The sequence below is a fragment of the Bradyrhizobium sp. CCGUVB23 genome, from assembly GCF_024199885.1.
Classification (GTDB): Bacteria; Pseudomonadota; Alphaproteobacteria; order Rhizobiales; family Xanthobacteraceae; genus Bradyrhizobium.
This window is the reverse complement of sequence record NZ_JANADQ010000003.1, coordinates 166,484-191,935: the sequence shown is the minus strand read 5'-3', so window position 1 is coordinate 191,935 and position 25,452 is coordinate 166,484. Positions and strand designations below refer to the sequence as shown.

Below are 25,452 nucleotides of genomic sequence, written 5' to 3'. Positions count from 1 at the left end.
TTGCGGAGCCAGCTCTCAGATCAGGGGTGGCGCACTGTGAAAGCAGAAACCAAGCAGTGGTGGGAAAGGTGGCCGACGAGGACATCCTATTTGTGCGCTGCGAACATCTCGCGGCACTACAGGCTGCCCGTAATTCTACGGGCGTTGCACATCGGTGATGTTTGGCATCTACTTCAAATTGAATTGGACGCGATCTTATTTCCAGACGAGGCCCCATGAACGTCAAAGCCATGATGGCGACGATCCTGCAGAACCAAATGGCATTACGCGGCGTTGATTCACTAAAGCCAGCTGAATACGAAGAGATCGTGGACCTGCTGATCGAGCAGCTCAGAGTATTGGAGCTTAGCTTGGCCACGCGAGAAACAGCGAATAAGCAAAAGCCATAGAATCCGCTGCGACGCTGAACGCCGACTAACGGGGGGCTTGCTCAATAATGCAAGACCACCGATTTCTAGGGTTCGATCAAGCCCGGAGCTTGCCGAAATTGGTTCGCGGGTTGTTAATCGGCGATGGGCAAGCTTGCGATCACTCAGTGGATCGCTGCCTTATCCAGCCCCCAGGCCCAAGGCAGCGTAGGATGGCCGGCGGCTGATGACGTCCGCCGGCCATCTGCTCGGAGAGTTGCCCAGGCTCTCTGAGTTTGGCAGGTGTGGGTGTTCGCCGAACAGCATGATGGAAGAGCCGCTCGCACGCGCGCAGCAATAAGCAACGTCGTCCAATTCCCTGGCTCTCGGTGATACCGATGCAACAGTCCAAGCTGCTTCAGGAGCCGGTGCAGAAAGTACATTGTGTAACCGAGCAGCGGGCCGAAGCGAGCTTCCAGCACCGCATCGCCATCAATCTTGCGGCGGATGCCGCGAATGATCCGGCCAAGCCGTGTTCGCAGGAACTTGAGTTGGCGCCGGGCGCGCTTGAACTGGTCAGCGTGGGTATACGGCCGATCGTGATGGCGGCGCGCTTGGCGAGCCCAATGAGCTTGACGATTGCCCGATGCATCTGCCGCGCGTCGGTCGGATGCGCAACGGCCTTGGGCTGCGCGCCGCTGCGATCAGTAGACCAGCGGCAACTTGCGATGGAATGCTCCACCCTTGAAAATCCACGACTTTGGCTCGATACTCGATCGAGGTCCCATGGCTATCAGCAATCCGAGGAGGGCGATTATGGCAATCCAGATCGTGATGGACCACAGCGGCGACAGCCGTCATCCTTTCAACCTCGACGACGCACAAGAACTGGCGAAGGCGGAGCAGCGGTTCTACGAACTGACGAATATCGGTTTCACCGCAGCGGTCCGGACCGGTCCAGGTCAGGTCTCGCAGATCCGATCGTTCGACCCGAACGCGGAAGAAACCGTCTTCTTCCCCAGGCTGGTCGGCGGCTAAGTGTCCGACCGAAAAATAAGTTGAGTGATATCAGCGAGTTCTGATTCCATTGGTGTTGCGAAGCATCAAAGGGATCGAGAATGTGGACTGATATCACCCGGGCACAGTTTGCCCGAGAGGAGCTGCGTTTGCCAAGCGACTTGACGGATGCGGAATGGGTCGTGCTGGAGAGGTTGCTTCCTGTGCGGGCCAAGCGCGGGCGGCGCCCGAAATGGAGCTATCGGGACATCGTCGAGGCAGTGCTCTATCTGCTGCGCGGCGGGTTGCCGTGGCGCATGCTGCCGCCCACTCTGTTTCCACCAATGACCACGGTGCAGTACTATTTCTACCAATGGCGCGACAGCGGATTGTGGCAATCGATCAACCACGCACTCCTGATGCTGGCGCGCGAGGCGATCGGCCGGGAGGCCTCGCCGACGGCTGGTGTGATCGACAGCCAATCGGTCAAGACCACCGAAGGTGGCGGCCCTCGCGGCTACGACGCGGGAAAGAAGATCAAGGGTCGAAAGCGCCACATCGTCACCGACACCCAAGGGCTCCTGGTCGGCGCGATCGTTCACGCTGCCGACGTCCAGGATCGCGATGGCGCGCCAGATGTCCTGTGCAGCATTCGCTACCGCTTCCCCTGGCTGCGCCATGTCTTCGCCGATGGCGGCTATGCCGGCGAAAAGCTCAAGGCGGTGCTAGAAAAGATCGGCCGGTGGACTGTCGAGATCATCAAGCGCTCCGATGCCGCACAGGGCTTCGAGGTGCTTCCGCGCCGCTGGGTGGTCGAACGAACCTTCGCCTGGCTCGGCCGCAACCGCAGATTGGCCAAGGACTTCGAGCGAACCATCGAAAGCGCAACTGCCTGGCTCTTCCTCGCCTCCGTCCAACTCATGACAAGGCGCATCGCAGCCATAAAAACAGCAATGCAATTTGAGTCAGATGGGGTATTCGGCCTGTTGCTGAGCCCCGTGTTAGCAGGGTGGTGCGCTTCAGGTTGATGATAAACGTGGTCTGTGTCGAGCAGCCACAAGCATCGGACGGAGAAGCGCAGCATGAAACATTACGCCGGATTAGACGTGTCGGTCAAAGAGACGTCCCTATGCATTGTCGATGAAACAGGCCGCATCTGCCGGGAAGTGAAAGTGGAGAGCCACCCGGAAGATCTTCTTGCTGTACTCAACGATCCGACTTGGCGGTTTGACCGGATCGGACTCGAGGCCGGGCCGCTGTCACAATGGCTGTTCAGCGGGCTGGCGGAAGCTGGCCTGCCGGCAATCTGCATCGAGACACGGCACGCCAAGGCGTTCCTCAAGGCGCAGGTGAACAAGAGCGACCGTAATGATGCGCGTGGCATTGCGCAGATGATGCGTGTCGGCTTGTTCCGGCCTGTCCACGTCAAGACCCTGACCAGTCAGAAGCGACGGGTCCTGCTTGCCGGTCGCAAGCTGCTTCAGGAGAAGGCCATTGCCATCGAGAATGACATTCGTGGGCTGTTGCGCAACTTCGGCTTGAAGGTTGGAATTGTGGGGGTGATCGGCTTCGAACAACGCATCCACGAACTCACCGTTGGTCAGCCGGAGCTGACCGAACTCATGGAACCGCTTCTCGTCGCCCGACGCGTTTTACGCGAACAGTTCACGCGACTGCATCGCAATGTGGTTCTGCTTGCCCGGGAAAGCGAGGTCTGTCGCCGGTTGATGACAATCCCCGGTGTTGGTCCCGTCACGTCGTTGGCCTTTATCAGCACGATCGACGTTCCCGCCCGCTTCAAGAGTTCGAAAGCCGTCGGGCCCTCCCTCGGATTGACGCCAGTCCTCAACCAGTCCGGTGAAAGCCACCGCATCGGTCGGATCTCGCTGTGCGGCGATCAAGCCATGCGAGCGCTACTCTATGAGGCCGCGCAGGTCATGCTGACGCGGGTCCAGAAATGGTCCTGGCTCAAGGCGTGGGCCATGCAGATCGCCAAACGACGCGGGCAGCAAAAGGCGATCGTCGCTCTGGCGCGGCGGCTCGCCGTCATCATGCACCGCATTTGGAGCGATGGAACGGAATTCCGCTGGACACGGGAGGTCTCGCCCGCGGCACAATAGTGCGACGCGCGGTCCACACACTCGTTGTTTAGTGGGGCGAGGTCCCTCGCGGGACGATGGACGAGATGAGTTCGCTTTGGGCTCTTGTACGGTCGCGTCCCTGCGATCAGCACGCGAGTCAGATTGTTCCGTCTCGTTCTACTGATCCCATGCTGGGAGAGCCATACGGCTGATCCCGAAGAGAAGCACGGCCCCGCGAGCGGCACCGAACCCGAGGAGGCGCCCAACCAAAGCCCTTGACCAAATCCGGCCGAATAGAGAAGACTCTAAGCTTGACTTTGTACAAAATCCCTTGGGCATTTCAGGTTTGTAGCGGCGGCGCTGATCTTCCGCGTACTGGCAGCGTGAGGTGCGCGCGGTCCTCTCATTTTGTGGCAATTTGAACGGGGTGAATCAATTCGCCGCAGTCTCACTCTCACTGACTTGCCTACTTCGCCTGACCGGATTCGAACCGGTGTATGACCGATCATAACGAGAACTGCGTCGGGTCTGGAGATCCTGTTCCGCACATCCTTCGCCAGTGGCTGTCGTCGTTTCGTCCCTGGTTCACCGCACCCAGTTGGGAGCATCTGCTGGTCCTGGTGATGGGCGCGATCCTGTCTCCAGGCAAACGAACGGTGACGTCCTGTTTGCGGATCACCGGCCGCGCTGAGGCTGGCAAGTTTTCCCTCTACCATCAGCTCCTTAATCGAGCGCGTTGGAATCCGCGCACGCTGGCTTCGCGGCTGCTATCGGTCGTTGTCGCTAGCCTCGTACCCGACGGTCCCATTGTGATTGGCATGGATGACACTATCGAGCGCCGATGGGGACCAAAGATTGCCGCCCGTGGCATCTATCGCGATCCGGTGCGCTCCAGTCATGGTCACTTCGTCAAAGCCAGCGGCTTGCGCTGGTTGAGCTTCATGGTTCTTGCCCCGGTCCCATGGGCCAAATGCATCAAGGCCCTACCAGTCTTGACGCTTTTATGCCCCTCAGCTTGACTTTGGCCAATTTTACACTTGTTCATCTTGTACGCGGAACCCTGAACATCGGATCGTTCTCGACGATTTCATGAGCGCTCGTGAGCATGAGTTTCATGCGCCCCATATTGCCAAAGGTTGTCCAGCGCCCCTTCACGTTCGACCAGTAGAAGAGCTCGAAGCGATCGGTATCTGGAATGGGGCGCAGCCGTGCGACCGGATTTGATGTCCGACGGTTGATAATTAAATAACCGCCACTGCTCTTTTCTATGTCGTGATGCGTGAACTGAGCAGCAATCTGGGCAAGCGTTGGGTCGGATTTTGCCATAGCGCTCAATGTGCTCGATGGGTGCCGCGCGGGCCAGGATGAATCGGTTTGCCGACTCAATTTGTCGCAGCTGGACGAGGTTGCTGCGATTCATCGTGCCGATTCTACCGATGGGATGCAACATGCCCGCCTTCTCCCCCGCTCTTGCGATCCGCTGCCGCCGCGTTTTGTGGCCCGGCTTGCCGTCTTCACCGATCTGTTCACACGCCCCACTTGGCTGAATGTTCTGACGCTGCTCGCCGGCGTTATCCTGGCGCCCGGCCGGCGCACTGTCACGGCGGCGCTGCGCATCTTAGGGCGGGAGCGCGATCGCGATTTCTGTACTTTCCATCGCGTCCTCAACCGAGTGGCGTGGTCGTCGCGGGCCGCGGCAGGCCACCTGCTGCTCCTGCTGATCAAGGTCTTCGTGCCGGCCGGCGAGGCGGTGGTGATCGGGCTCGATGACACCATTGAGCGGCGCTGGGGGCCCAAGATCAGCGCCCGCGGCATCTATCGCGATCCGGTGCGCTCCTCCAAGGGGCACTTCGTCAAAGCCAGCGGCCTGCGCTGGCTTTCTGCCATGTTGCTGGTGCGCGTGCCGTGGGCCGATCGCGTCATGGCGCTGCCTTTCCTCACGCTGCTCGCCCCCTCCAAACGCTTCTATGACGGCAAATCGCGCTCGCCCAAGACGCTGCTCGATTGGGCCCGCCAGGCCGCCCGGCAAATCCGCCGCTGGTTGCCCGATCGATATATCGTACTGGTCGCCGACAGCGCCTTTGCGGCCATCGAATTCCTTGCCGCAGTCCGCAAGCACGTCTGCGTCGTCACCCGCCTGCGCCTCGATGCCAACCTGTTCGAATTTCCCCGACCAAAGCGCAAAGCTCGTGGCCGCCCTCCAATTCGAGGCAAGCCCCACAAAAAACTCTCTGCCATCCTCAAGGATCGCAACGTGTCCTGGACGCGTTATCGGGTCAGTCTCTGGTACGGCCGAACCAATCGCACCGTCGAGATCGCAACCGGCACTGCGCTGTGGTATCGCGGCGGTGTTCCGCCGGTGCCGATCCGCTGGCTGCTCGTCCGCGACCCAACCGGCGAACTCGACCCACAGGCTTTCCTGGCGACCGATCTCAACGCTCATCCCCGCGACATCCTCGCTTGGTTCGTCAGTCGCTGGCAGGTCGAAGTCACCTTCGAGGAAGTTCGCGCTCACCTCGGTGTCGAGACCCAGCGCCAGTGGTCGGACAAAGCCATTCTGCGCTCCACCCCGATTTTGCTCGGCCTCTACTCCATCATCACTCTATGGACCCACGACCTCGCCAAGGCACGAAAGCTGAAGCCCAGAACCGCAGCTTGGTATCCAAAAGCCACCCTGACCTTTAGCGATGCGATCGCCGCCGTTCGACGCCAAATATGGGCTCATCAGATTTCTTTCATGTCCCGGCCGCGCCGTGACAGCATAGAAATTCCGCGCCATATCTGGCGCCGGATGGAGAACGCGCTCGCCTACGCCGCATAAATCGGCCAAAGTCGAGCTCAGAGCGCTACGACAAAAAGAAGGGGCGAAAGCACAAACTGCTGACAGATTGGGCAAGACAGGGCGTGATGCAACTTTGCCGCTGGCTGCCTGGACGCGATCTCATCTTTGTTGGCGACAGCAGTTTTGCTGTCCACACATTGGCCGCAGCGCTGCCAGACAGGGCCACCCTCATCACGCGCCTGCGTCTAGACGCCAGTCTGTTTGCCCAGCCAGATCCGCGACACGAACACACGCTTGGACGGCCTGCACAAAAAGGCATGCCCCTGCCCAAGCTAAAAGCCGTCCTCAACAACCCCAAGACGGTGTGGCAACGCATCGTCGCCTCAAGCTGGTATGGCGGGCAAACCGATAAACACCTCGATATCACGACAGGCACCGGCTTGTGGTATCGGCGAGCGACGCGATCCCGGACGCATCGTGCACAGCCTTGCGGATATGATCCGCGCCCGCATCTTCGCCATCGTGTGTGGCTACGAGGATGGCAATGATCTCGATCGGTTACGCGGCGATCCGGCGTTCAAGCTGGCTTGCGGCCGACTGCCGGACACTGGCCGGGATCTGTGTTCACAGCCGACCCTATCGCGCCTGGAGAATGCACCACAGCTGCGCGAGGTGATCCGGCTGAGCTATGCGCTGGTTGACCTATGGATGGACAGCTACGCGCGAGCGCCGAGCGCAATCACGCTCGACATCGACGACATGGTCGACGTGGTGCATGGCCGTCAGCAACTCTCGCTGTTCAACGCCCATTATGACGAACACTGCTTCCTGCCGATCCACGTCTACGACACCGAGCACAGCCGGCCTGTTGCGGTCATCCTGCGTCCCGGCAAGACGCCGAGCGGCATCGAGGTGCGGGCACACCTGCGCCGCCTGGTGCGGCGCATTCGCCGGCGCTGGCCCGATACGCGTATCACCTTCCGCGGCGACAGCCATTACGCCTGCCCCGAGGCGATGACTTTTTGCGAGCAAAACGGCGTCGATTACATCTTCGCGCTGGCCGGCACCAAGCCGCTCGCCAGAAAGGTCGACGAGGTCCGTGATGCAGTTCGAACCGAACGTGCGATCGCGAACAAGAGTGTGGTTCGCGGCTACACCGAGACCCGCCACGCGGCCGGCTCCTGGCATCGTGAGCGCCGCGTCATCGCCCGCATCGAGGCAACCCAACAAGGGCTCGACGTCCGCTACGTCGTCACCAGCCTGGATATCGGCTCGGCGGAGTGGGTCTATGATAGCCTCTACTGCGCACGCGGACAGGCCGAGAACCTGATCAAGCTGCACAAGACCCAGCTCGCCTCCGATCGCACGAGTTGCCGCTCGGCGCTCGCCAACCAGGTCCGCCTCGTCTTCCACACCGCCGCCTATTGGCTCATCCTCGCCGTGCGCGCTGCCATCCCAAAGCTGCGTGATATGGCAACGGCCGAGTTCAACACGATCAGGCTCAGGCTTCTCAAGATCGCGGCCCGCGTCATCGAGACCACCACCCGCGTCCGTCTTGCCTTCGCTGCGGCGTGCCCCGACGCCGACCTGTTCCGTGGCTTGGCAAACGCTCTGGTTCCGCAAGCGCCTTGACGCGTGGGGCATGAGCCCCTGGTCACCCCGCCGACGTCCTCCAACGCGTTCACGAAGTCCGGTCGAAAAGCGGCGACAAAGCCGAAGCGCTCGCGCGCGCTTTCAACCCCGACCGGAAATGTTCCAGAAGCCCGCCCGGCAATCATGAATAAGACGGGCTAGAGAGCCTGGGCAACTCGTCCGAGCAGATGGCCGGCGGACGTCAAAACCCCCGAGACTCTAACCGTCGCTGGATGAAAACTCAGTGGCAGCTCAGATGTCCTCGTCGGCCACCTTTCCCACCACTGCTTGGTTTCTGCTTTCACAGTGCGCCACCCCTGATCTGCGCCAGCTGCGAGTCGGCAAAATGATCCGCACTTGCGAGCGCTTCGGGCCTCTCGGGCGGCTTCTCCGCTACGCCCAAGGTCGCAAGTCGCAAACACACAACTCTGCTTGAAAGCGGAATGTTGCTCTGGAATTATCCATCAACCTGAGGTCGCGTTGGCGCGGTCCAGATTTTGATTCTTTGGGGTATTTCGATGCAGGAAGTTGCGTACAAGCCAATCCGGACCGTGCCAATGTTCGGTGCTCGCGCCTTTGCCCGCAAACTTCTGGCGGAGGTGGATCAGCTCAACTCACACCTTCTATCCGCCGAGCGGGAGCGGGAGGAAGTTCTGTCGAAAAACGCCGACCTCAGCGCGACTGTCGAACAACTGAGGACCCAGATAGAGCAAGTTCGAGCGGAGCGCGATCTCGGGCGGAAGCAGCTTGAGTCAATCGGAGCCGCTCCGCTCCTCGACATCGACGCGCGGCGACGGGAATTACAGGTGCAGGTGGATGCACTGAACAAACAGCTTGCACAGGCTCGCGCGGACATTGCTGCTGAACAAGCCGCCTTGCGGAAAGAGGTCGAAGAAGCTCGCCAAACTATCGTCGAAACGAGGGAGACTGCCCTGCTTCAAGAAATTGGAATCTATGATTACCGGCACCCTCTCACAGATACGCTGGCTTACAAGAAAGCGTTGGATCGGCTCCAAGATGCCACCAAGGCAACGGCAAAAAAGGATGGCAGCGCGGTACTCGCTGCCACTAGCTGGACGGTCGGCGGCTCCGAAGCTGAAGGCCGCAAGATGACGCTAGAAGTTTCCAAGCTCATGTTGCGCGCCTTCAACGCCGAAGCTGACAACCTTGTGCGGGGCCTGAAACCATACAAGCTGCAAAGTGCAATCGAGCGGTTGAAGAAGGTAGAGGAGACCGTGAGAAAGCTGGGTGCCACGTTGCAGGTGAGCATCTCGCCCGCGTACGTTCAACTGCGAATCGACGAACTCGAACTCACTGCCGATTTTCTCCAGAAGCAAGCTGAAGAAAAAGAGGCTGAACGGCAGGAACGCGAGCGGATGCGAGATGAGCGGAGAGCGCAGCAAGAGATCGAGCGCGAGCGCGCAAAACTGGCTAAGGAGAAGCAGCACTACCAGAATGCGCTGGAAGCAGTTACCATAAATGGCGACCAGCACGGCATGGAGCGGCTTCGGGAGCAAATCGCCGACGTGGATAAGGCAATCGAGAGCGTGGAAGCTCGCGCAGCCAATACACGCGCAGGCTATGTGTACGTGATCTCCAACATTGGGTCATTCGGCGAGAGGATGGTAAAGATTGGAATGACGAGACGGCTCGATCCAATGGAGCGCATTCGGGAACTAAGCGACGCATCGGTGCCGTTCAACTTTGATGTTCATGCACTCTTCTTCTCTGATGATGCTATAGGAATCGAAACTTTGATGCATGATCGGCTGTCGGGCTGCCGCGTGAACGAGGTGAACCGAAGGCGAGAGTTCTTTCGGGCGACGCCCTCAGAGGTGAAGACGCAACTCGGTCAGTTAACTGGGCAACTATTGGAGTTTCGCGAAGTAGCTGAGGCTATCGAATATAGACAGAGCTTGCGGATGCGAAGTGGTACGAGCGGATCAGCTGCGAGCCAGACGGGTGAGCGACCTGCCGATTGACGGGCAACTTCTGGATCTGACATCTGCGTCCTCTTGCGGTCGCGGTAATGCTCCCGCGTGGCATTAAGAACATAGGAGCTTGCGAGAACGCATTGAAAAGTCCAAACACGTCGCTGTCGCTCATCGCGAGCTATCTGCAATGGAGATAGGCTGTTAGCAATTTGGTAGAAAATCGTTAAATGGGACGGTCCCAGAATTATTGCTTCACGCTAATGTCGAATACGGCCTCGATCGGTCCTGTCTCATTTCTCGGGAGAGGGAACGATCCGTGAAGATAATCACCACCTTGTAGTTGCCGGCGTCTCTCAAAGAGAGGCTAGCCGTTGCATGATTGCGGAAATATTCCGCGTCGAATGGAAAGCGTTGCGTCGAGTTACTGTGTTTCGGCGTGGGGTCTCAACCATGATCGGCGTGGGGGTCCCATCATTTCAATTCAATGAAATCAATGGCCTGAAGGGGTCCCGACGACGCCGATGGGGGTCATTTTTCGATCAGCATTCACATCCACTGCGTCGTGCCGGGCGGTGGACCCTCGCTCGACGGCACACGCTGGGTCGCTTGCCGGCCCGGCTTCTTCCTGCCAGTGCGCGTCCTCTCCCGGCTGTTCCGCCGCCTGTTTCTGCAAGAGCTGCAAGCTGCCTTCGCGGCTGGCGAGCTGGGCTTCTTCGGCGCTCTCGCCCATCTCGCCGATCCAGCTGCATTCGCCGCGCGCCTTAATCAACTTCGACGGACCGACTGGGTCGTCTATGCCAAGCCGCCATTTGGCGGGCCCGAACAGGTGCTGGCTTATCTCGGCCGCTATACGCATCGCGTTGCCATCGCCAACAGTCGGCTGATCTCGCTTGCCGACGGCAGGGTGAGCTTTTCCTGGAAGGACTATCGGCAGAATCGTAAAGCCAAACTGATGACGATTGATGCCGATGAGTTCATTCGTCGCTTTCTCCTGCACACCCTGCCGGACGGCTTCCACCGCATCCGCCACTATGGCTTCCTCGCCAATGGCGGACGCAACGGTAAAATCGCTCTCTGCCGTCAACTCCTTGCTGTCCGCAACGCTCCGACTGATCAAGAAGCCGGCGACGATCCCCTCACCATATGTGAGATCCCCGTCTGCCCGCATTGCGGCGGCACCATGCGGCGCATCGATGTTGTCCCGCGAGCCTGCGCCCGCGACCAGCCGTTTCGCTGTGATACGTCATGACCAGCGCCTCCACCCACCCCTTCTGTGATCACCTTCTCGTCGGCAACGTCCAAAGTCGCCGTGGCCGCGCTCGTCACCGAACACCCTGCCAATCGTTCGGCCACGCATCCCAGCGCAGCAAGTCGCTCGCTGGATCGCGCCCTTGGCCCGATCAATCCGGCCCCTCAGATCCGATCCATGACTCGCCGACGCGCGGCGACCCCAGGCGCGCCTTCCCCGCAGTCCCAACCGCTGCACTATTCCCATAGCGCCCACAACTCCGCAGCTTCGTTCAATCCGGCTTCTATGAGGTCGCACGCACAACCGGGCGCGCGGCTCGCGCCTGCCACGCGACCTCACAGAACCCTCAAGATTCTTGGAGGTTGGTGAGGCTGATTCGCCGTCAGTAGCGGCGAACGCGGCGTAATTTAATTTACTTCGGTGGAACGGCCTTGACTGAGGCCAATACGACCCTTCCGGTCACGGTGAATGGAGTACTGGACTAGGTCTGCGTTTTCGTGGTTCGAATCTTATCAGGCAGCCTGGGCGAGCTTGTAGGACCAGGTGTGGATGACGGGGTACCGATCGACGTCGTGGATGCCGGCCATGATGCACTCCTTAAGTTCGTGTTTTGAGGTCACCCGGATGTGACGCAGGACGGAGCGTGCGAATTTGGAGAAGAAGCCCTCGATGAGGTTGAGCCGGGAGCCGTGCTTGGGCGTGAAGGTAAATTCGAAGCGGCCTGCGGGTCGTGTGTCGAGCCAGGCTTTGGTTTCTCTCGATATGTGTGCGGAATGATTGTCGAGGATCAGCTTGATCGCCGTGCTGCGGGGATAAGCCGCGTCGAGAAACTTGAGGAATTCGACGAACTCGCGGCTGCGGTGGCGGTCTCTGACAAGAGCGTGGACCTTCCCGGTTAGCAGATCGATCCCCGCCAACAGGCGTCGGGTTGACTGCGCACCGCGCCTTTCCGTTCTAGCCCGTCTTATTCATGATTGCCGGGCGGGCTTCTGGAACATTTCCGGTCGGGGTTGAAGGCGCGCGCGAGCGCTTCGGCTTTGTCGCCGCTTTTCGACCGGACTTCGTGAACGCGTTGGAGGACGTCGGCGGGAATGACCGGGGCTCATGCCCCGCGCGTCAGGGCGCTTGCGGGACCAGAGCGTTCGCCAAGCCGCGGAACAGGTCGGCGTCGGGGCAAGCTGCAGCGAAGGCCAGACGGACGCGGGTGGCGGTCTCGATGACACGGGCTGCGATCTTGAGAAGTCTGAGCCTGATGGTGTTGAACTCGGCGGTTGCCAGATCACGCGGCTTCGGGATGGCGTCGCGCACGGCGAGGATGAGCCAATAGGCGGCGGTGTGGAAGACGAGGCGGACCTGGTTGGCGAGCGCCGAGCGGCAGCTGGTGCGATCGGAGGCGAGCTGGGTCTTGTGCAGCTTGATCAGGTTCTCGGCCTGTCCGCGTGCGCAGTAGAGGCTATCATAGATCCACTCGGCCGAGCCGATATTCAGGCTGGTGACGACGTAGCGGATGTCGAGCCCTTGTTGGGTTGCCTCGATGCGGGCGATGACGCGGCGCTCACGATGCCAGGAACCTGCCGCGTGGCGGGTCTCGGTGTAGCCGCGAACCACGATCTTGTTCTCGACCGCACGTTTGGTTCGAACAGCATCGCAGACCTCGTCGACCTTTCTGGCGAGCGGCTTGGTGCAGCCGGCCAGCGCGAAGACGTAATCGATGCCGTTTTGCTCGCAAAAAGTCATCGCCTCGGGGCAGGCGTAATGGCTGTCGCCGCGGAAGGTGATACGCGTGTCGGGCCAGCGCCGCCGAATGCGCCGAACCAGGCGGCGCAGATGTGCTCGCACCTCGATGCCGCTCGGCGTCTTGCCGGGGCGCAGCATGACCGCAACAGGCCGGCTGTGCTCAGTGTCGTAGACGTGGATCGGCAGGAAGCAGTGTTCGTCATAATGGGCATTGAACAGCGAGAGTTGCTGACGGCCATGCACCACGTCGACCGTGTCGTCGATGTCGAGCGTGATTGCGCTCGGCGCTCGCGCGTAGCTGTCCATCCATAGGTCAACCAGCGCATAGCTCAGCCGGATCACCTCACGCAGGTGTGGTGCATTCTCTAGGCGCGATAGCGTCGGCTGCGAACACAGATCACGGCCAGTGTCCGGCAGCCGGCCGCAGGCCAGCTTGAACGCCGGATCGCCGCGTAACCGATCGAGATCATTGCCATCCTCGTAGCCGCACGCGATGGCGAAGATGCGGGCGCGGATCATATCCCCAAGGCTGTGCACGATGCGTCCCGGATCGCGCCGCTCGGGGAATACGCAGGACAACTTCGCGGCCAAGCCGAGGCGCTGGTCCGCCATGGCCAGAAGCATGACGCCGCCATCCGACGTCAGCCTGCCGCCGTCAAACGCGGCTGTGATCTTCTTGCGGGAAACGGCTGGAAATGAGAACGGCAGACTCGTATTGTCAGTCATGGCGAGTGTGGCGGCGGCCCGATGCGCGGAGGGTGGGTGTCAGCAACCGAATCCTACGCCACCTCAGCGGCTTACGCCACGCTCGCCAACCTCTCAACAATCCGCTGATGAATAAGACGGGCTAGCCCGAACAACGGACATGTAGGCGATCTCCTTCGGAATTCATTGATACGCACGCCAGGACCTGAGAAAGGCGTCGACATGGCACGCATACACCAGCAATGAGCAGCCCTGTCTGAGCAACGCGGAAAATTTTGTCCTGTCCCCGGGGCATCGACGTGCCCTCGCTGAAGGCCGACTTTGTTCGCAAGTGCCCTGACTTCCTACCACAGGGAGCGGGCGCAGACCCAGGGAGCTACCCATTTTTGGCAACCAGGCCAAGTCGCGCGAACGAATCCACGTTCGAGCGAACGCTCCCTTTTTGTCTGACAGGGATGTTCTCCGCGTCCGTGGAGAACTGTTCAACAGCAACAGGGGGTCCAATGAAGCCGAATGCGATAGCGAAGACTGAGCCCGACAAGCTTGCCGACGACATACTCGAAGGTGCGGACGCTATCGCCGAATTCTTGTTTGGCACGAACGATGCCGAGCGCGATCGCAATCGACGCAAGGTCTACTATCTGGCGGAGCGGTCGAAATTGCCGGTCTTTCGCTTTGGATCGATGCTTTGCGCGCGTAAGTCCGTTCTCCTTAAGTTCATCGCCGGGCAGGAGATGCGTGTCCTTCCTCCCGAGGAATAGGCTCCTCACACCGCCCCTTTCCGGATCTTGACCGCTGATGCGCTCGAAGCTCTCTCGTTCGAACACGGACTCCTCAACCAGAGCCGCATCGTCCACCGTGACCTGGATGTCGATCCCGTCCTTCGCGGCAAGCCCTGGCACGTGGCTGATCCGGCGTGATGAACGAACGCTCGGGCTGGTGCAGCCCGTATCACGGCTGGCATTAGAGCCGCAAAATCATCGGCCCCACTTGCTCGGGGCGGCACGATATCAGCTTCCTGTGAGTTCGAGCTCGGCGGCCATCTTGGCGTGGCGCGCACGCGCGTCGGCGCGGTGATCGGACGCGATCGCGACATAAACCGCCGGCAGCACGAAGAGCGTGAACAGTGTGCCGATGGACATGCCCGCGACGACCACGAGCCCGATCGAGAAGCGGCTCGCGGCGCCAGCACCCACTGCAGTCAACAAGGGTAAAAGGCCAGTAACCATCGCCGCAGTGGTCATCAAGATTGGACGGAGTCGGACGCGCGCCGCCAACTCGATGGCCGAGCGACGATCGAGCCTCTTCTTGAACTGCAGCTCATTGGCGAACTCGACCATCAGGATACCATGCTTGGAAATCAACCCGACCAGTGTCAACAATCCGACCTGGGTGTAGATGTTCATCGTCGCCACGCCAAAAAATAGCGGGATCAAGGCGCCGACGATTGCCATCGGCACACTGACCATGATGATGAGAGGATCGCGCAGACTTTCGAACTGCGCCGCAAGCACCAAGAAAATGATGATGAGCGCAAACGCAAAGGTGATGGCGAGTTGGCTACCTTCCCGCACATATTGGCGGGCATCGGCGAGGAAGTCGTGGCTGAAGCCTGCGGGCAGTTTCTTTGCCTCCCCATCCAGGAAGTCCACAGCCTGACCGATCGTGACGCCGGGCATCGGTACGGCCTGGAATGTTGCGGAGTTGAGTTGGTTGTAGTGGGTGAGCGCGTTCGGATCGGTCGCAGTCTCGATGGAGACCACCGTTGACAGCGGCAGCATCGCACCCGTCGCAGCCTTCACATAAAAATTCCCGAGTGATTCCGGCGACAGGCGTTGCTCGCGTGGCACCTGCGGGATTACCTGGTAGGAGCGGCCCTGTAGGTTGAAGCGGTTGACGTAGTTTCCGCCAAGCAGGGTCGCGACCGCGTTACCGATGTTCTGCATGGTGATGCCTAGTTCGTTGGCCTTGGACCGATCGACCTTGATTCGCACCACCGGCTGGTTGAACTCAAGGTCAGAGTCGCTGACCATGAACAGACCGCTCTTGCGCGCGGCATCCTTCAGCGTCGACATCTGCTCATAGATGGACTGGAAACCCAGCGTCGAGTTGATCACCATCTGCACTGGCAACCCTCCCGAACTGCCCGGAAGGGGCGGTAGGCTAAAGGCAAATGCGTTGATACCTTCGATTTTGGACAGCTCCGCCTGCACTAATGACTTGAGCGCGATTGATGATCGCTTGCGCTCGTCCCAAGGCTTGAGCAACATGCCGGCCATGCCGCCCTGCGGACCGCTGGTGCCGTTGAGCACGAAACGCAAGTCGGTCTCGGGAAATTCCTGAAACGCCTTGTCGAGCTTGGCACCGTAATAGTCGAGATAGTCGATATTGGCATATTTCGGCGCCTTAGTCAGCGCAAATACGATGCCCTGATCCTCCTCGGGTGCGAGTTCCTTGGAGGTATGCATATAGAGAAAGCCGACGAGGCCTAGCATGGTCAGCGCAAACAGCCCGGTAATCGGGCGATAGTCGAGCGAGCGGTCGAGCTTGCGGCCGTACCAGCGTGTCATGGCGCCGAACACGCGGTTCACAAATCTCGCAAACCGCCCCTCCTCAGCGCTCTTCAGGAAGATCGAGCACATCATCGGCGACAGCGTCAACGCAACCGCGCCCGACACGATTACCGACCCCGCCAACGTAAAGGCAAATTCGCGAAACAGCGCCCCGGTGAGGCCGCCGAGAAAGCCGATGGGCGCGTACACAGCGGCCAGCGTAATCGTCATGGAGACGACGGGGCCGATGATCTCGCGCGCGCCTTCCCTAGCTGCCTGCGCTGGCGGCGCGCCTGCCTCCAGATGGCGATGAATGTTCTCCACCACAACGATTGCGTCATCGACCACGAGACCGATCGCAAGCACCATCGCGAGGAGGGTCAGGAGATTGAATGAAAACCCCAGCGTCAGCATCAAGCTGCAGACGCCAACGAGCGACAGCGGAATGGTGACGACGGGAATGATGACCGACCGCAGCGTAGCCAGGAACAGGAAGATCACCGCCACCACGATCGCGACGGACTCAATGAGCGTCTTCTCCACCTCATCGATCGATGATTGAATGAACTTGGTGGAGTCGTAGGCCACATTCATTTTCATCGATGGCGGCAGATTACGTTCCATTTCTGGAAACAGTGCCCGAACGTCTCGCACTATGTTGAGCGGATTGCCTTGCGGGCTCGCCTGCACGCCGATAAAGATGGCGTGCTCGCCGTTCATGGCAATGCTGACGTCTGCGGTCTGTGCGGCAAGCTCGACTGTCGCAATGTCCTCTATGCGCACAAAGCCGCCGTCGTTGGCTTTGACGACCATGCGCTTGAAGTCATCGACGCTTCGCAGATCAGTATTGGCCGTCACATCAGAGACGATGAAATAGCCCTTAGCTTGGCCGGCTGCGGACTGAAAGTTATTGGCGGCGATTGCAGTCGAAACATCAGCCGGCGACACCCCGTGCCCCGCCATTCTCGCAGGATCGAGCCATAGCCGCATCGCAAAACTTTGGCCGCCCAGGATGTCCGCCGCTGCGACGCCGTCCACGGTTGACAGAACCGGTTGCACTACGCGCGAGAGATAGTCGGAGATCGCGCTAGCCGTCAGTTCCTCGCTGGAGAAGGCCATATATATGACAGCTGTCGTCTGACCGGTAGACTTAGTCACGACCGGATCGTTCGCTTCCTTCGGGATTAAGTATCTGACCGAATTGACTTTAGAGAGGACTTCGGTGAGCGCCTCGTTTGGATCGAAGTTGAGCTTGATGTAGACCTGGATCGCCGAGGTACCGAGAACCGAGGAGGACGTTGTAAAGTCGACGCCCTGGGCCGAAGCGACTGCCTGCTCCAACGGGGTCGTGATGAACCCTTGGATCATGTCCGCGGAGGCACCCGGATAGGAGGTCGTGATATTGACGACCGTGTTCGACAGCTTGGGATACTGCCGGATCGGCAGAACTGTGGCCGCGCGCAGGCCGATCAGCAGGATCAGGAGACTGACCACGATAGATAGCACCGGACGCCTTATGAAAAGTTCGGTAAATGCCATCGCAGACGCTCGCATTCCAGAAGTTGATGCCAATTCGCAAACAAGTCTGGCCACGCCACGTTCATAAATGCGGCGATTGCGACCAAGCCCGTAGCATGAGGGAAGCGGGGGTCGGTTGCTCTAAAGGCTCATCTTCCTAAGCAACACATCACCCTCTATTGGATCAAGCGCCCGGCGGTCAGGCTCGAAACAGTAGAGCAACGCGTCTGGGCAACCCCGAAGAAAAACGCGCCGAACCAGTCCCGTCGCAGCAGCCGATCTTGGCGGCAATCGAGGTCACCGCCGCCCAGCGCGAGGGATGCTCGCTCGCGTGATCCAGAACCATCCGGACCGCTCGGGCCCGGACCTCGGGTGAAAACTTGTTCGTCGTCTCGCTTGTCATGGCTCCATCCTCTCAGGAGTTGGAGCCTCCGGCAAACCCGGGGCGGTTCACGCCCGCCAAGTTGACGTTCGTGTAGACCGGTATCGCAGCTCCGGAATGAGGGTCATATTTGTACGAGATCGGCTTGACGTTTCCTCCTCCGTTCGAATCTCCCGTATAGTTCGTCCAGATCATTATCTCCTGGTCGTTTGAACTGCTCCAGATATCGTAGGCCGTGTCCCAGGCACCCGCAGAGGGTACGAGTTGGTTGAAGCTCGATTTCAGGGTGATGATCGAGTCTAGCGGTTTGGCAACATCGTGGGCCTCGTGGGGATAGCTCTTGACGCCGCCGGTGCTCCATTGGTTGATTGAACTCACCGAGATTGTTTGAGGCCCCGCACCTGAGCCAAATACGTCGTTATTCCAAGTATAGCCGTCGAACCTATAGCTTCCGTATTGAGCGCTCGAACTCCAAATCACTGGTTTGGCCGCTATCGGCAAGATTACCGCCATTGCAGTCAGAGGGGCAGCCACCTTCAGCTTCGAGATCACACTCTTTCGCACTTCAAGCACAGATCATCTCCATGTAAACCGGGGTCACTTGAGTGCGCTAGCTATAATCAAGAGTCGTGCCAAGCGTGTAGAGCTGATTTATCAGAGGTGTTTGGGCGAGTGCTGTCGCGTGCTGAACAGAATGTTAGACATCCGCCACCGTCACATTGATGCATGGATGAGATCGAATGTAGCTGCCGGCGAGATCCGCCTTCGACGGAACATGCGTCCCTGCCGGGACGAAGGTGTTGGCAGTCTCGAAAGTCGTCCCGCGGGCGGTGACGGACCGCGCTCTTCACATCGCGATGCCGCGCCTCTTGAACGCCATCATGCGGCGCTCCTGCATAGAGAAGTGGACCCCGGATTTTGGACCGGCGGCTTAGGTGGTGCGGATGCCGTTCCGTTTTGATAAACGGAGCGGACCATGAAGAAGACGAGACGGACAATCGATGCGGCGCTGAAGGCAAAGATCGCCTTGGAGGCGCTGCGAGAACAATCAACGGTGACGGATCTGGCGCAGCGCTACCAGGTGCATGTGAACCAGATTTATGCCTGGAAGAAACAGCTTCAGGATCAAGCGGTTCGGGCGTTCGACGCGGGCGCTGGTCGGGATGGCGAGGCGGCCCACGAACTGGAGGTCGAGAAGCTCCACGCCAAGATCGGACAATTGACGGTCGAGCGGGATTTCTTAGCCAGGAGGTCCGAAAGATGAGCGCGCCGGATCGCCGAGGATTGCTTCAGCGCGATCATGCGAGTCTATCGATCCGCCGGCAATGCCAACTGCTGAGCGTTGCGCGATCGAGCGTGTATCGGCCGCCGCGGCCGGCCAATGACAACGACCTTGAGCTGATGCGGCGGATCGACGAGCTGTTCACGGCCTGGCCGTTCTTGGGCTCGCGGCGGATGACGGCGATGCTCAATAGCGAAGGCTGTCGCATCAATCGCAAGCGCGTGCAGCGGTTGATGCGCAAGATGGGCATCGCGGCGCTGGGACCAAAGCCCAGAACCACAAAGCCGGCGCCGGGACACAAGATCTTCCCGTATCTCCTGCGCCATATGGTGATCGACCGACCGAATCAAGTGTGGGCGGCCGATATCACCTATCTGCCGATCGGCCAGGGCTTTCTGTATCTGGTGGCTATCATCGATTGGGCGAGCCGTGCGGTGCTGGCCTGGCGCCTGTCGAACACGATGGACACATCGTTCTGCGTGTCTGCGCTCGAAGAGGCCTTGGCGCGCTTCGGCCGGCCTGAGATCTTCAATACCGACCAGGGCAGCCAGTTCACCAGCGCCGCCTTCACCGGCACGCTGGCCGCCACCGGCGTCAGGATCTCGATGGACGGTCGTGGGCGCTGGATGGACAACGTGTTCATCGAGCGGCTGTGGCGCTCGCTCAAATACGAGGACATCTATCTCAAGGGTTATTCGGATGGTCGCGAGGCCAAAGCCGGAATCGTCCGATGGATCGAATTTTACAACCGCGCATCAGAACACCCATTTGTCTATGTTGTTGAAGAGAAGAGACTTTGCTGATCGGGATGCGATCCTGCGGGGTATCTTGGGTTCTGCCGCGCTCGTTCGGTGATGGATGTGGCGGCATCCGTGGTCAAGGCCGCGCGCGCGAAGATCCATGGCCCATCCGGCAGAGGGTGGACGGCTTCGATCTGACCAGCTTCTGCGGCTAAGCGCAGCGTCTTGGATGCGACCTTGAGAAGCCTGGCGGCGTGGGAGAGATTGAGCCAGGGCTCGACGCTATCCTCGGCCCGCCGGAAGACGGGTATCCGATGATAAGATCGCGTGGTTGTGACGCGCTCACGGGTCCAACGGTTGCCGTTGCCCGTCTTGAGGCCGTTGCGGTTGAGCAGGCCCGCAATCAGGTCGTCGCTGGCGATCAGAACCAGTTGCCGGATGGCTGCAATGATGTCGTCGGAGGTGCTGTTACGCTGCCCGCGTCGACGCTTGGGCAGCCGCATCTCGCTGTGAGCGCCGCCCGCCCAATGCACGACGAGGACGATCTCGGACGCTTCGTCATCGATATCGGCAACGACCTCGTGGATTAGCGTACGGACGATGCGCTTCTTCAGCCGCGCATCGGTGGTCGGCCCTGACCAAACTGACTTGAGGTTTGAGGCCAGCACACTGAGCAGCGCTGGATCGATCGCTGTCGGTGCGGTCGCCGCGTCATGCGCGGCAATCTTGCTCGCTACCTCGGCGACGCGGGCAAGCGAGCGATTCCAGCGCGCCTCAAGCTCCGCGGCAACCAGGCGGTTTGCCGGATCAGCCGCGTCATATTGCCGGAAGGCGCGATCGGCGGCGTAACGGGCCACTTCGAGATCACGGCCGAGCGCTTCGCGAACTTGATCCCTCTGATGTGTGGCCTGGGCTGCAGCGGCCGTAGCCGCCACGACGGCGCCGGGTCCGACGACGCCGAGAAGTGCCTCTTCGATTGCATCATCGACGCGCAAGCCTCCGAACGCGATGCAGCGCGGTTCGCCGTTATCCATCCAGCCGCGCGAGCAGCTGTAACGGGGAATATGATGCTTCATACCGCTATAGCGCAGCGTCAGCTTGCGGCCACAACGTCGGCAGCGGATGAGCCCAGCGAGCAGCGCCTCGCCATGCTTGGGCGCACCATGATGCCGGCTCGTGGGCACGTTACTGGAGACCATTGTACGGATCGCTTCGAACCTCTCCCAGTTCACATAGCCTTCGTGGGCGTCCGGCTTAAGGGCGAGCCACTCCGCGCGCGCCTTCCGGCGGATCTTCGCGTGCGGCGCGGCGATCAAAGTGAGAGTGCAGCGTCAATCAAGATGAGAATGCCGCCGCTGGACGGGAACGTAGGGAGGGCGTAGCCCGACCGGAGTTTCCGTCCAGCGGCGGCGGCCTCTTCGAGGCCTTTCTCTGGTGGTCGCGGTCGGCCGGTATGCCGGTGGTTTTTCCGATTCGGAGGAATCACTTTTGTGCCCGGCCGCCACATAACCGACCATCAATTGAGGCTCTACATGAAGCTCAGGAAGACCCATCCGACGCCTGTCGCCGCGGCGAAGGCGTCGATCAGCGTGGCAACGGCCTACCGGATCGAGAAGGATCCGATACTACCTTCGCAGAAGAAGGAGCCGCGCGGACGACGGCGTCCCGATCCGCTCGCCGACATTTTCGACGCTGAAGTTGTGCCGCTGCTGCGGGCAGCGCCCGGCATCCGGCCCGTGGCCATTTTCGAGGAGATGATGCGGCGCCATCCCAAGTTGGGCGAAGGAGTGCGCCGGACGCTGGAACGGCGCATCCGAGGCTGGCGTGCCGTCCACGGTGAGGAGCAGGAGGTCATCTTCCGCCAGGCGCACGAACCCGGCAGGCTCGGTCTGTCGGACTTCACCGACGTGGCCTCGTTCGGCGTCGCCATCGCCGGTCAGCCGCTCGACCACCGGCTCTATCATTTCCGGCTCGCCTATTCGGGCTTCGAGCACGCCCATGTCGTGCTCGGCGGCGAGAGCTTCGTGGCGCTGGCGGAAGGCCTACAGAACGCACTCTGGTCCCTCGGTGGGGTGCCGCGCGAGCACCGCTCGGACAGCCTGTCGGCCGCCTTCCGCAACCTGGACAAGGACGCGCGCGAGGATCTCACCCGCCGCTATGACGAGCTGTGCAGCCATTACGGCATGACGCCGTCACGCAACAATGCCGGCATCGCCCACGAGAACGGCTCGATCGAGGGCCCGCACGGCCATCTCAAGCGGGCGATCGAGGATGCACTGTTGCTGCGTGGCACCGTCGACTTCGATGATCTCGCCTCCTATCGCCGCTTCGTCGACGAGATCGTCGGCCGCCGCAATGCCCGCAACGCCAAGCGCATCGATGCCGAGCGCGCCCAGCTTCGGGAACTACCTGAGCGGCGCACCACCGACTATGAGGAACTCAGCGTGCGCGTCACCTCCTCAGGCGGCTTCACGCTGCGCAAGGTCTTCTATACCGTGCCCTCGCGCCTGATCGGCCATCGCTTGCGTGTGCGCCTCTACGACGATCGGCTCGATGTCTTCATCGGCGGCACCCATCTCATGACGCTACCGCGCGGGCGTGCTTCCCCGTCCGGCAAGCATGACCAGGTCGTCAACTACCGGCACGTCATCCATTCGCTCAGAAGGAAGCCGATGGCGTTGCTCAATCTTGTCTATCGCGACCGGCTCTTCCCGCGCGAGGCCTACCGGCGGACCTTCGATCTCCTCGTCGAGCGTCTGCCCGAGCGCCAGGCCTGCCGCATCATGGTCGAGCTTCTTGGCCTCGCCCACGAGCGCGGCTGCGAGAGCGAACTGGCCGAGGAGCTGTCCATCTGCCTCGACAATCACCGGCTCCCCGACATGGCCGCGGTGCGTGCCCGCTTCGCGCCCGATCCCGCGCGCCTGCCCAACGTGGTCGTCCGCCTTGCGCCGCTTCAGGCCTACGAAGCGCTCATCGGCGCCAGCCTGGGAGACGCAGCATGAAGAGCGCCTCGATTGACCCCGCCAAGCTCAGCCTGCTCCTTAACGAGCTGCGACTGCCCGCCAGCAAGGTGATCTGGCCACAGTTCGCCGAGCAGGCCGACAAGGAGGGCTGGCCCGCCGCGCGCTTCCTCACTGTGCTCGCCGAGCACGAACTGGCCGAGCGCGATCGCCGCCGCATTGAGCGGCACCTCACAGAGGGCCGCCTTCTGCCCGGAAAGACCCTCGACGCCTTCGAGTTCGACGCTGTACCGATGGTCTCCAAGGCTCAGGTCATGGCCATCGTCGCCGGCGACACCTGGTTGGAGAAAGGCGCAAACCTGCTCTTGTTCGGCCCGCCGGGCACCGGCAAGAGCCATCTCGCCTCGGCGATCGGTCTCGCCCTCATCGAGAACGGCTACAGGGTGCTGTTCACCCGCACCACAGATCTCGTCCAGAAGCTGCAGCAGGCCCGCCGCGACCTCGTCCTCGAGAGCGTGCTGGCCAAGCTCGACAAGTTCGACCTGCTCATCCTCGATGATCTCGCATACGTCACCAAGGACCAGGCCGAGACCAGTGTGCTCTTCGAGCTCATCAGCGCCCGTTACGAGCGGCGCTCCATGCTGATCACCGCCAACCAGCCCTTCGGCGAGTGGGGAAGATCTTCCCAGAGCCAATGACTTCATGATGCCTCCTTCTTCGAACGCTTGGTGCGTCGTACCCGATTACGAAGCTGACTGATTTGGTCGTCTGAGAGCTCGATCTGCCATGGCTGGCCTTTGGTTAGCTGCCGACCTGCCAGCAATCCCCGCGCGAGATAATCGAACACCGTCTGCGGGGTCACCCCAAGCTCAGCCGCTGCGCCCTGAATCGAGAAGCTGCCGTCGGGCCAGCGCATCGGATTCTTGTCCACGCCGTTGATTTTAACGGTGGGAATGCCCCAGCGGGTACGTAATAGCCAGACATTCTCGCCTTTGAAGTCGCAGCCTCGAGCCGCGACGAAGCCTTCCTGATTGAGTATTGCCGCGATCTCGCCATCCATTTTGTGTTCAGCGTTCAACTCGACGATCCGTTGACGCAATCGAGCAATGTCGATGTAATCGCGGTAGGTGTGAACGCGGCGTTGCACGTGATGCTCGCTGATTGCGCCGGTCTGCCAGACGATCTTGAGCCACACCTGACCTTGGGCTCGCTTCTGATCAAGAACGACTTGGCGGATGACAAATCGAAGAATGCGCTTGCGATCAGCTGCCGACGTGGTCGCCGCGTTCCAAATCCGCGGCAGGTTCTCGGCGAGCGCTTGTAGCCCTGCGCGTTCCACTGGGCCAATCAGAAGCGGCTCTTGCGCGCGCCAACGCGCATGCTCCTGCTCGACCGCCTCGACGACGCGCAGCCTCTCCTCCCAAGCCCGCTCGAGTGAGCGCGCCACAAGACGGTTCTCGGGCTCTACGGCGTCATATTGACGCCGAGCGCGCTCGGCGTCGTAGCGGGCGCGCTCCACGCGAAGCGCCCACTGGCGCTCGAGCTGACGGCTCTCCTGCTCCAGTTGGCCCGCGGCTGCGATTGCGATCTCAATCTGATCCGGCACCAGAGCATCGAGGACCACCCGCTCAACCAGCGCGTCAACTGCCAAGGCCCGGACTTCCTGGCACATCGCACTGCCTTGCTGGTCCCGATCCGAGCGGCAGCAATAGACCGGATAGTCGGCATTCGGGCCCGTGTAGCGCATGCTCATGCGCCGTCCACAACGACCGCAAATCCCAATTCCTGCAACAGGGCTGCCCCCTTGCGCGGTACACCCGAGTGTCCTGCCTCAAAGCGGCAGATGTTATCCGCCAGTCGCCCCTGGTTGGCCATGAACTCCTCCCAGCCGATATAGCCTGGGTGAGCGGCGTGGAGGCATACCGCCCAATCCGCGATCGCCACCTTGACCGTTCCCGTCAGCGATCCCGGCCGGCATCGGCTCGGATCCTTTTGCCGGCGGCCATAAACATAAGCGCCAGCATAGGCCGGATTCTGAAGGATATTAAGGACGCGTGTACTATCTGGCGCACGCCAGACGATCTCGTGTGGAGACGGTCCAAGCAGCGGTCGAGCCGGCAAGAACAATCCGTTCCTGTCCAAGTAACGCATCACACGGCGAGCGCTTTGCAGTTCCCGGAACTTGGCGAACACGAGATGCAGACGAGCCTGCACCTCCTCATCGGGATTGAGAATAATCATGCCTGCTCGATCGTAGGCGAGCCCGGCTGGCAGAGGTAGCCGCAGTTCGCCCCGCGCCGCCTTCTGGCGCTCCCCTTGGTGAAGGCGCATCCGAAGTTGATGCAACTCCGCCTCGCTCATGATGCCGGACAAGCCCAACAGCAAGCGGTCGTGGTAGGCGCGTGGATCGTACGACCACACCGCATGATGCCCCTATTCGGGAGCCATCTGATCAGTTGGAGCAGATTACCGTAACCGACCCAACCCATCCACTATACGGACGGTGCTTTGATTTGGTATCGGCCGGAAGCTCGCTCCGACCCGGCGGCTGCGTT

General features: G+C 60.7%; 17 protein-coding genes and 7 pseudogenes. 14 read left to right on the top strand and 10 right to left on the bottom strand.

The genetic code is table 11. From position 1 onward, the window contains the following. The first annotated feature begins 215 nt into the window (after window positions 1-215). Complete coding sequence (locus NLN62_RS51825; RefSeq protein ID WP_254114344.1) at window positions 216-389, top strand: hypothetical protein; 174 nt, start codon at window positions 216-218, stop codon at window positions 387-389. A 365-nt stretch (window positions 390-754) separates the two neighbouring features. Here the strand turns inward: NLN62_RS51825 and NLN62_RS51820 are convergent. Then, window positions 755-1,038: pseudogene (locus NLN62_RS51820) on the bottom strand (IS5/IS1182 family transposase); the annotation flags it as partial. Window positions 1,039-1,163: 125 nt separating this feature from the next. Here NLN62_RS51820 and NLN62_RS51815 point away from each other — a divergent pair. From NLN62_RS51815 to NLN62_RS51800, 4 genes and pseudogenes are all read left to right on the top strand, one after another. Beyond that, the gene (locus tag NLN62_RS51815; protein ID WP_254114343.1) at window positions 1,164-1,385 is read left to right on the top strand and encodes a hypothetical protein; all 222 of its coding nucleotides are present in this window, start codon (window positions 1,164-1,166) and stop codon (window positions 1,383-1,385) included. An 80-nt stretch (window positions 1,386-1,465) separates the two neighbouring features. Further along, a pseudogene (locus NLN62_RS51810) lies at window positions 1,466-2,281 on the top strand (IS5 family transposase); the annotation flags it as partial. A gap of 144 nt (window positions 2,282-2,425) precedes the next feature. Continuing rightward, window positions 2,426-3,463 carry an IS110 family transposase gene (locus tag NLN62_RS51805; protein ID WP_254114238.1) on the top strand — a complete coding sequence of 346 codons (1,038 nt, stop codon included), beginning with the start codon at window positions 2,426-2,428 and terminating at the stop codon, window positions 3,461-3,463. A gap of 458 nt (window positions 3,464-3,921) precedes the next feature. Further along, window positions 3,922-4,443, top strand: a complete 522-nt coding sequence (locus NLN62_RS51800; protein ID WP_254114342.1) for a transposase — start codon at window positions 3,922-3,924, stop codon at window positions 4,441-4,443. A 22-nt stretch (window positions 4,444-4,465) separates the two neighbouring features. Here NLN62_RS51800 and NLN62_RS51795 read toward each other — a convergent pair whose 3' ends face one another. Next, on the bottom strand, window positions 4,466-4,750 hold the full coding sequence (locus NLN62_RS51795) for a hypothetical protein (RefSeq protein ID WP_254107166.1): 285 nt from the start codon (window positions 4,748-4,750) through the stop codon (window positions 4,466-4,468). Window positions 4,751-4,865: 115 nt separating this feature from the next. On the opposite strand from NLN62_RS51795, the gene NLN62_RS51790 reads away from it, so the two are divergent. The 4 genes and pseudogenes from NLN62_RS51790 to NLN62_RS51775 all read left to right on the top strand — a co-directional run. Continuing rightward, window positions 4,866-6,245, top strand: coding sequence for a transposase (locus NLN62_RS51790; protein ID WP_371933178.1), 1,380 nt, complete (start codon window positions 4,866-4,868; stop codon window positions 6,243-6,245). 414 nt (window positions 6,246-6,659) lie between these two features. After that, window positions 6,660-7,838: pseudogene (locus tag NLN62_RS51785) on the top strand (IS1380 family transposase); the annotation flags it as partial. A gap of 518 nt (window positions 7,839-8,356) precedes the next feature. Continuing rightward, window positions 8,357-9,820, top strand: a complete 1,464-nt coding sequence (locus NLN62_RS51780) for a DUF4041 domain-containing protein (RefSeq protein WP_254114233.1) — start codon at window positions 8,357-8,359, stop codon at window positions 9,818-9,820. Window positions 9,821-10,319: 499 nt separating this feature from the next. Next, window positions 10,320-11,021 (top strand): annotated as a pseudogene (locus NLN62_RS51775) (transposase); the annotation flags it as partial. Between the two features lie 512 nt (window positions 11,022-11,533). Here the strand turns inward: NLN62_RS51775 and NLN62_RS51770 are convergent. Beyond that, window positions 11,534-11,989, bottom strand: a complete 456-nt coding sequence (locus tag NLN62_RS51770; protein WP_256576128.1) for an IS630 family transposase — start codon at window positions 11,987-11,989, stop codon at window positions 11,534-11,536. A 148-nt stretch (window positions 11,990-12,137) separates the two neighbouring features. Further along, a complete protein-coding gene (locus NLN62_RS51765; protein ID WP_254114340.1) occupies window positions 12,138-13,484 on the bottom strand; it encodes an IS1380 family transposase in 1,347 nt (448 codons plus the stop codon). A 482-nt stretch (window positions 13,485-13,966) separates the two neighbouring features. On the opposite strand from NLN62_RS51765, the gene NLN62_RS51760 reads away from it, so the two are divergent. Beyond that, window positions 13,967-14,224: a DNA-binding protein gene (locus NLN62_RS51760; RefSeq protein ID WP_254114339.1), complete on the top strand. Its 258-nt coding sequence runs from the start codon at window positions 13,967-13,969 to the stop codon at window positions 14,222-14,224. Window positions 14,225-14,473: 249 nt separating this feature from the next. Here the strand turns inward: NLN62_RS51760 and NLN62_RS51755 are convergent, their stop codons facing one another. The 3 genes and pseudogenes from NLN62_RS51755 to NLN62_RS51745 form a co-directional block, all read right to left on the bottom strand. After that, the gene (locus tag NLN62_RS51755) at window positions 14,474-17,554 is read right to left on the bottom strand and encodes an efflux RND transporter permease subunit (RefSeq protein ID WP_254114338.1); all 3,081 of its coding nucleotides are present in this window, start codon (window positions 17,552-17,554) and stop codon (window positions 14,474-14,476) included. A 250-nt stretch (window positions 17,555-17,804) separates the two neighbouring features. Continuing rightward, window positions 17,805-17,936, bottom strand: a pseudogene (locus NLN62_RS51750) (IS3 family transposase); the annotation flags it as partial. A gap of 12 nt (window positions 17,937-17,948) precedes the next feature. Continuing rightward, window positions 17,949-18,488 (bottom strand): hypothetical protein, encoded by a 540-nt coding sequence (locus NLN62_RS51745; RefSeq protein WP_254114337.1) that lies wholly within the window; start codon window positions 18,486-18,488, stop codon window positions 17,949-17,951. Between the two features lie 403 nt (window positions 18,489-18,891). Between NLN62_RS51745 and NLN62_RS51740 the strand changes: the two genes are divergently transcribed. Together NLN62_RS51740 and NLN62_RS51735 are read left to right on the top strand one after the other, a co-directional pair. Continuing rightward, window positions 18,892-19,179 (top strand): transposase, encoded by a 288-nt coding sequence (locus NLN62_RS51740; RefSeq protein WP_254113983.1) that lies wholly within the window; start codon window positions 18,892-18,894, stop codon window positions 19,177-19,179. Then, a complete protein-coding gene (locus tag NLN62_RS51735) occupies window positions 19,176-20,000 on the top strand; it encodes an IS3 family transposase (RefSeq protein ID WP_254114336.1) in 825 nt (274 codons plus the stop codon). The genes NLN62_RS51740 and NLN62_RS51735 overlap by 4 nt, the downstream gene beginning before the upstream one ends. Here the strand turns inward: NLN62_RS51735 and NLN62_RS51730 are convergent. Further along, window positions 19,970-21,232: pseudogene (locus tag NLN62_RS51730) on the bottom strand (zinc ribbon domain-containing protein); the annotation flags it as partial. The gene NLN62_RS51735 and the pseudogene NLN62_RS51730 sit on opposite strands and share 31 nt — an antisense overlap. Before the next feature lie 237 nt (window positions 21,233-21,469). On the opposite strand from NLN62_RS51730, the gene istA reads away from it, so the two are divergent. Both istA and istB read left to right on the top strand, forming a co-directional pair. Then, entirely contained in the window at window positions 21,470-22,939 is a 1,470-nt protein-coding gene (gene istA, locus NLN62_RS51725) for an IS21 family transposase (protein ID WP_371933193.1), read from the top strand. Further along, window positions 22,936-23,577, top strand: a pseudogene (gene istB / locus NLN62_RS51720) (IS21-like element helper ATPase IstB); the annotation flags it as partial. The gene istA and the pseudogene istB, both read left to right, overlap by 4 nt. 20 nt (window positions 23,578-23,597) lie before the next feature. On the opposite strand, the gene NLN62_RS51715 reads toward istB, so the two are convergent. Both NLN62_RS51715 and NLN62_RS51710 read right to left on the bottom strand, forming a co-directional pair. Next, window positions 23,598-24,650 carry a hypothetical protein gene (locus NLN62_RS51715; RefSeq protein ID WP_254114335.1) on the bottom strand — a complete coding sequence of 351 codons (1,053 nt, stop codon included), beginning with the start codon at window positions 24,648-24,650 and terminating at the stop codon, window positions 23,598-23,600. Next, entirely contained in the window at window positions 24,647-25,318 is a 672-nt protein-coding gene (locus NLN62_RS51710) for a recombinase family protein (protein ID WP_254114334.1), read from the bottom strand. Before NLN62_RS51710 ends, NLN62_RS51715 begins: the two co-directional genes overlap by 4 nt. Window positions 25,319-25,452 lie beyond the last annotated feature (134 nt).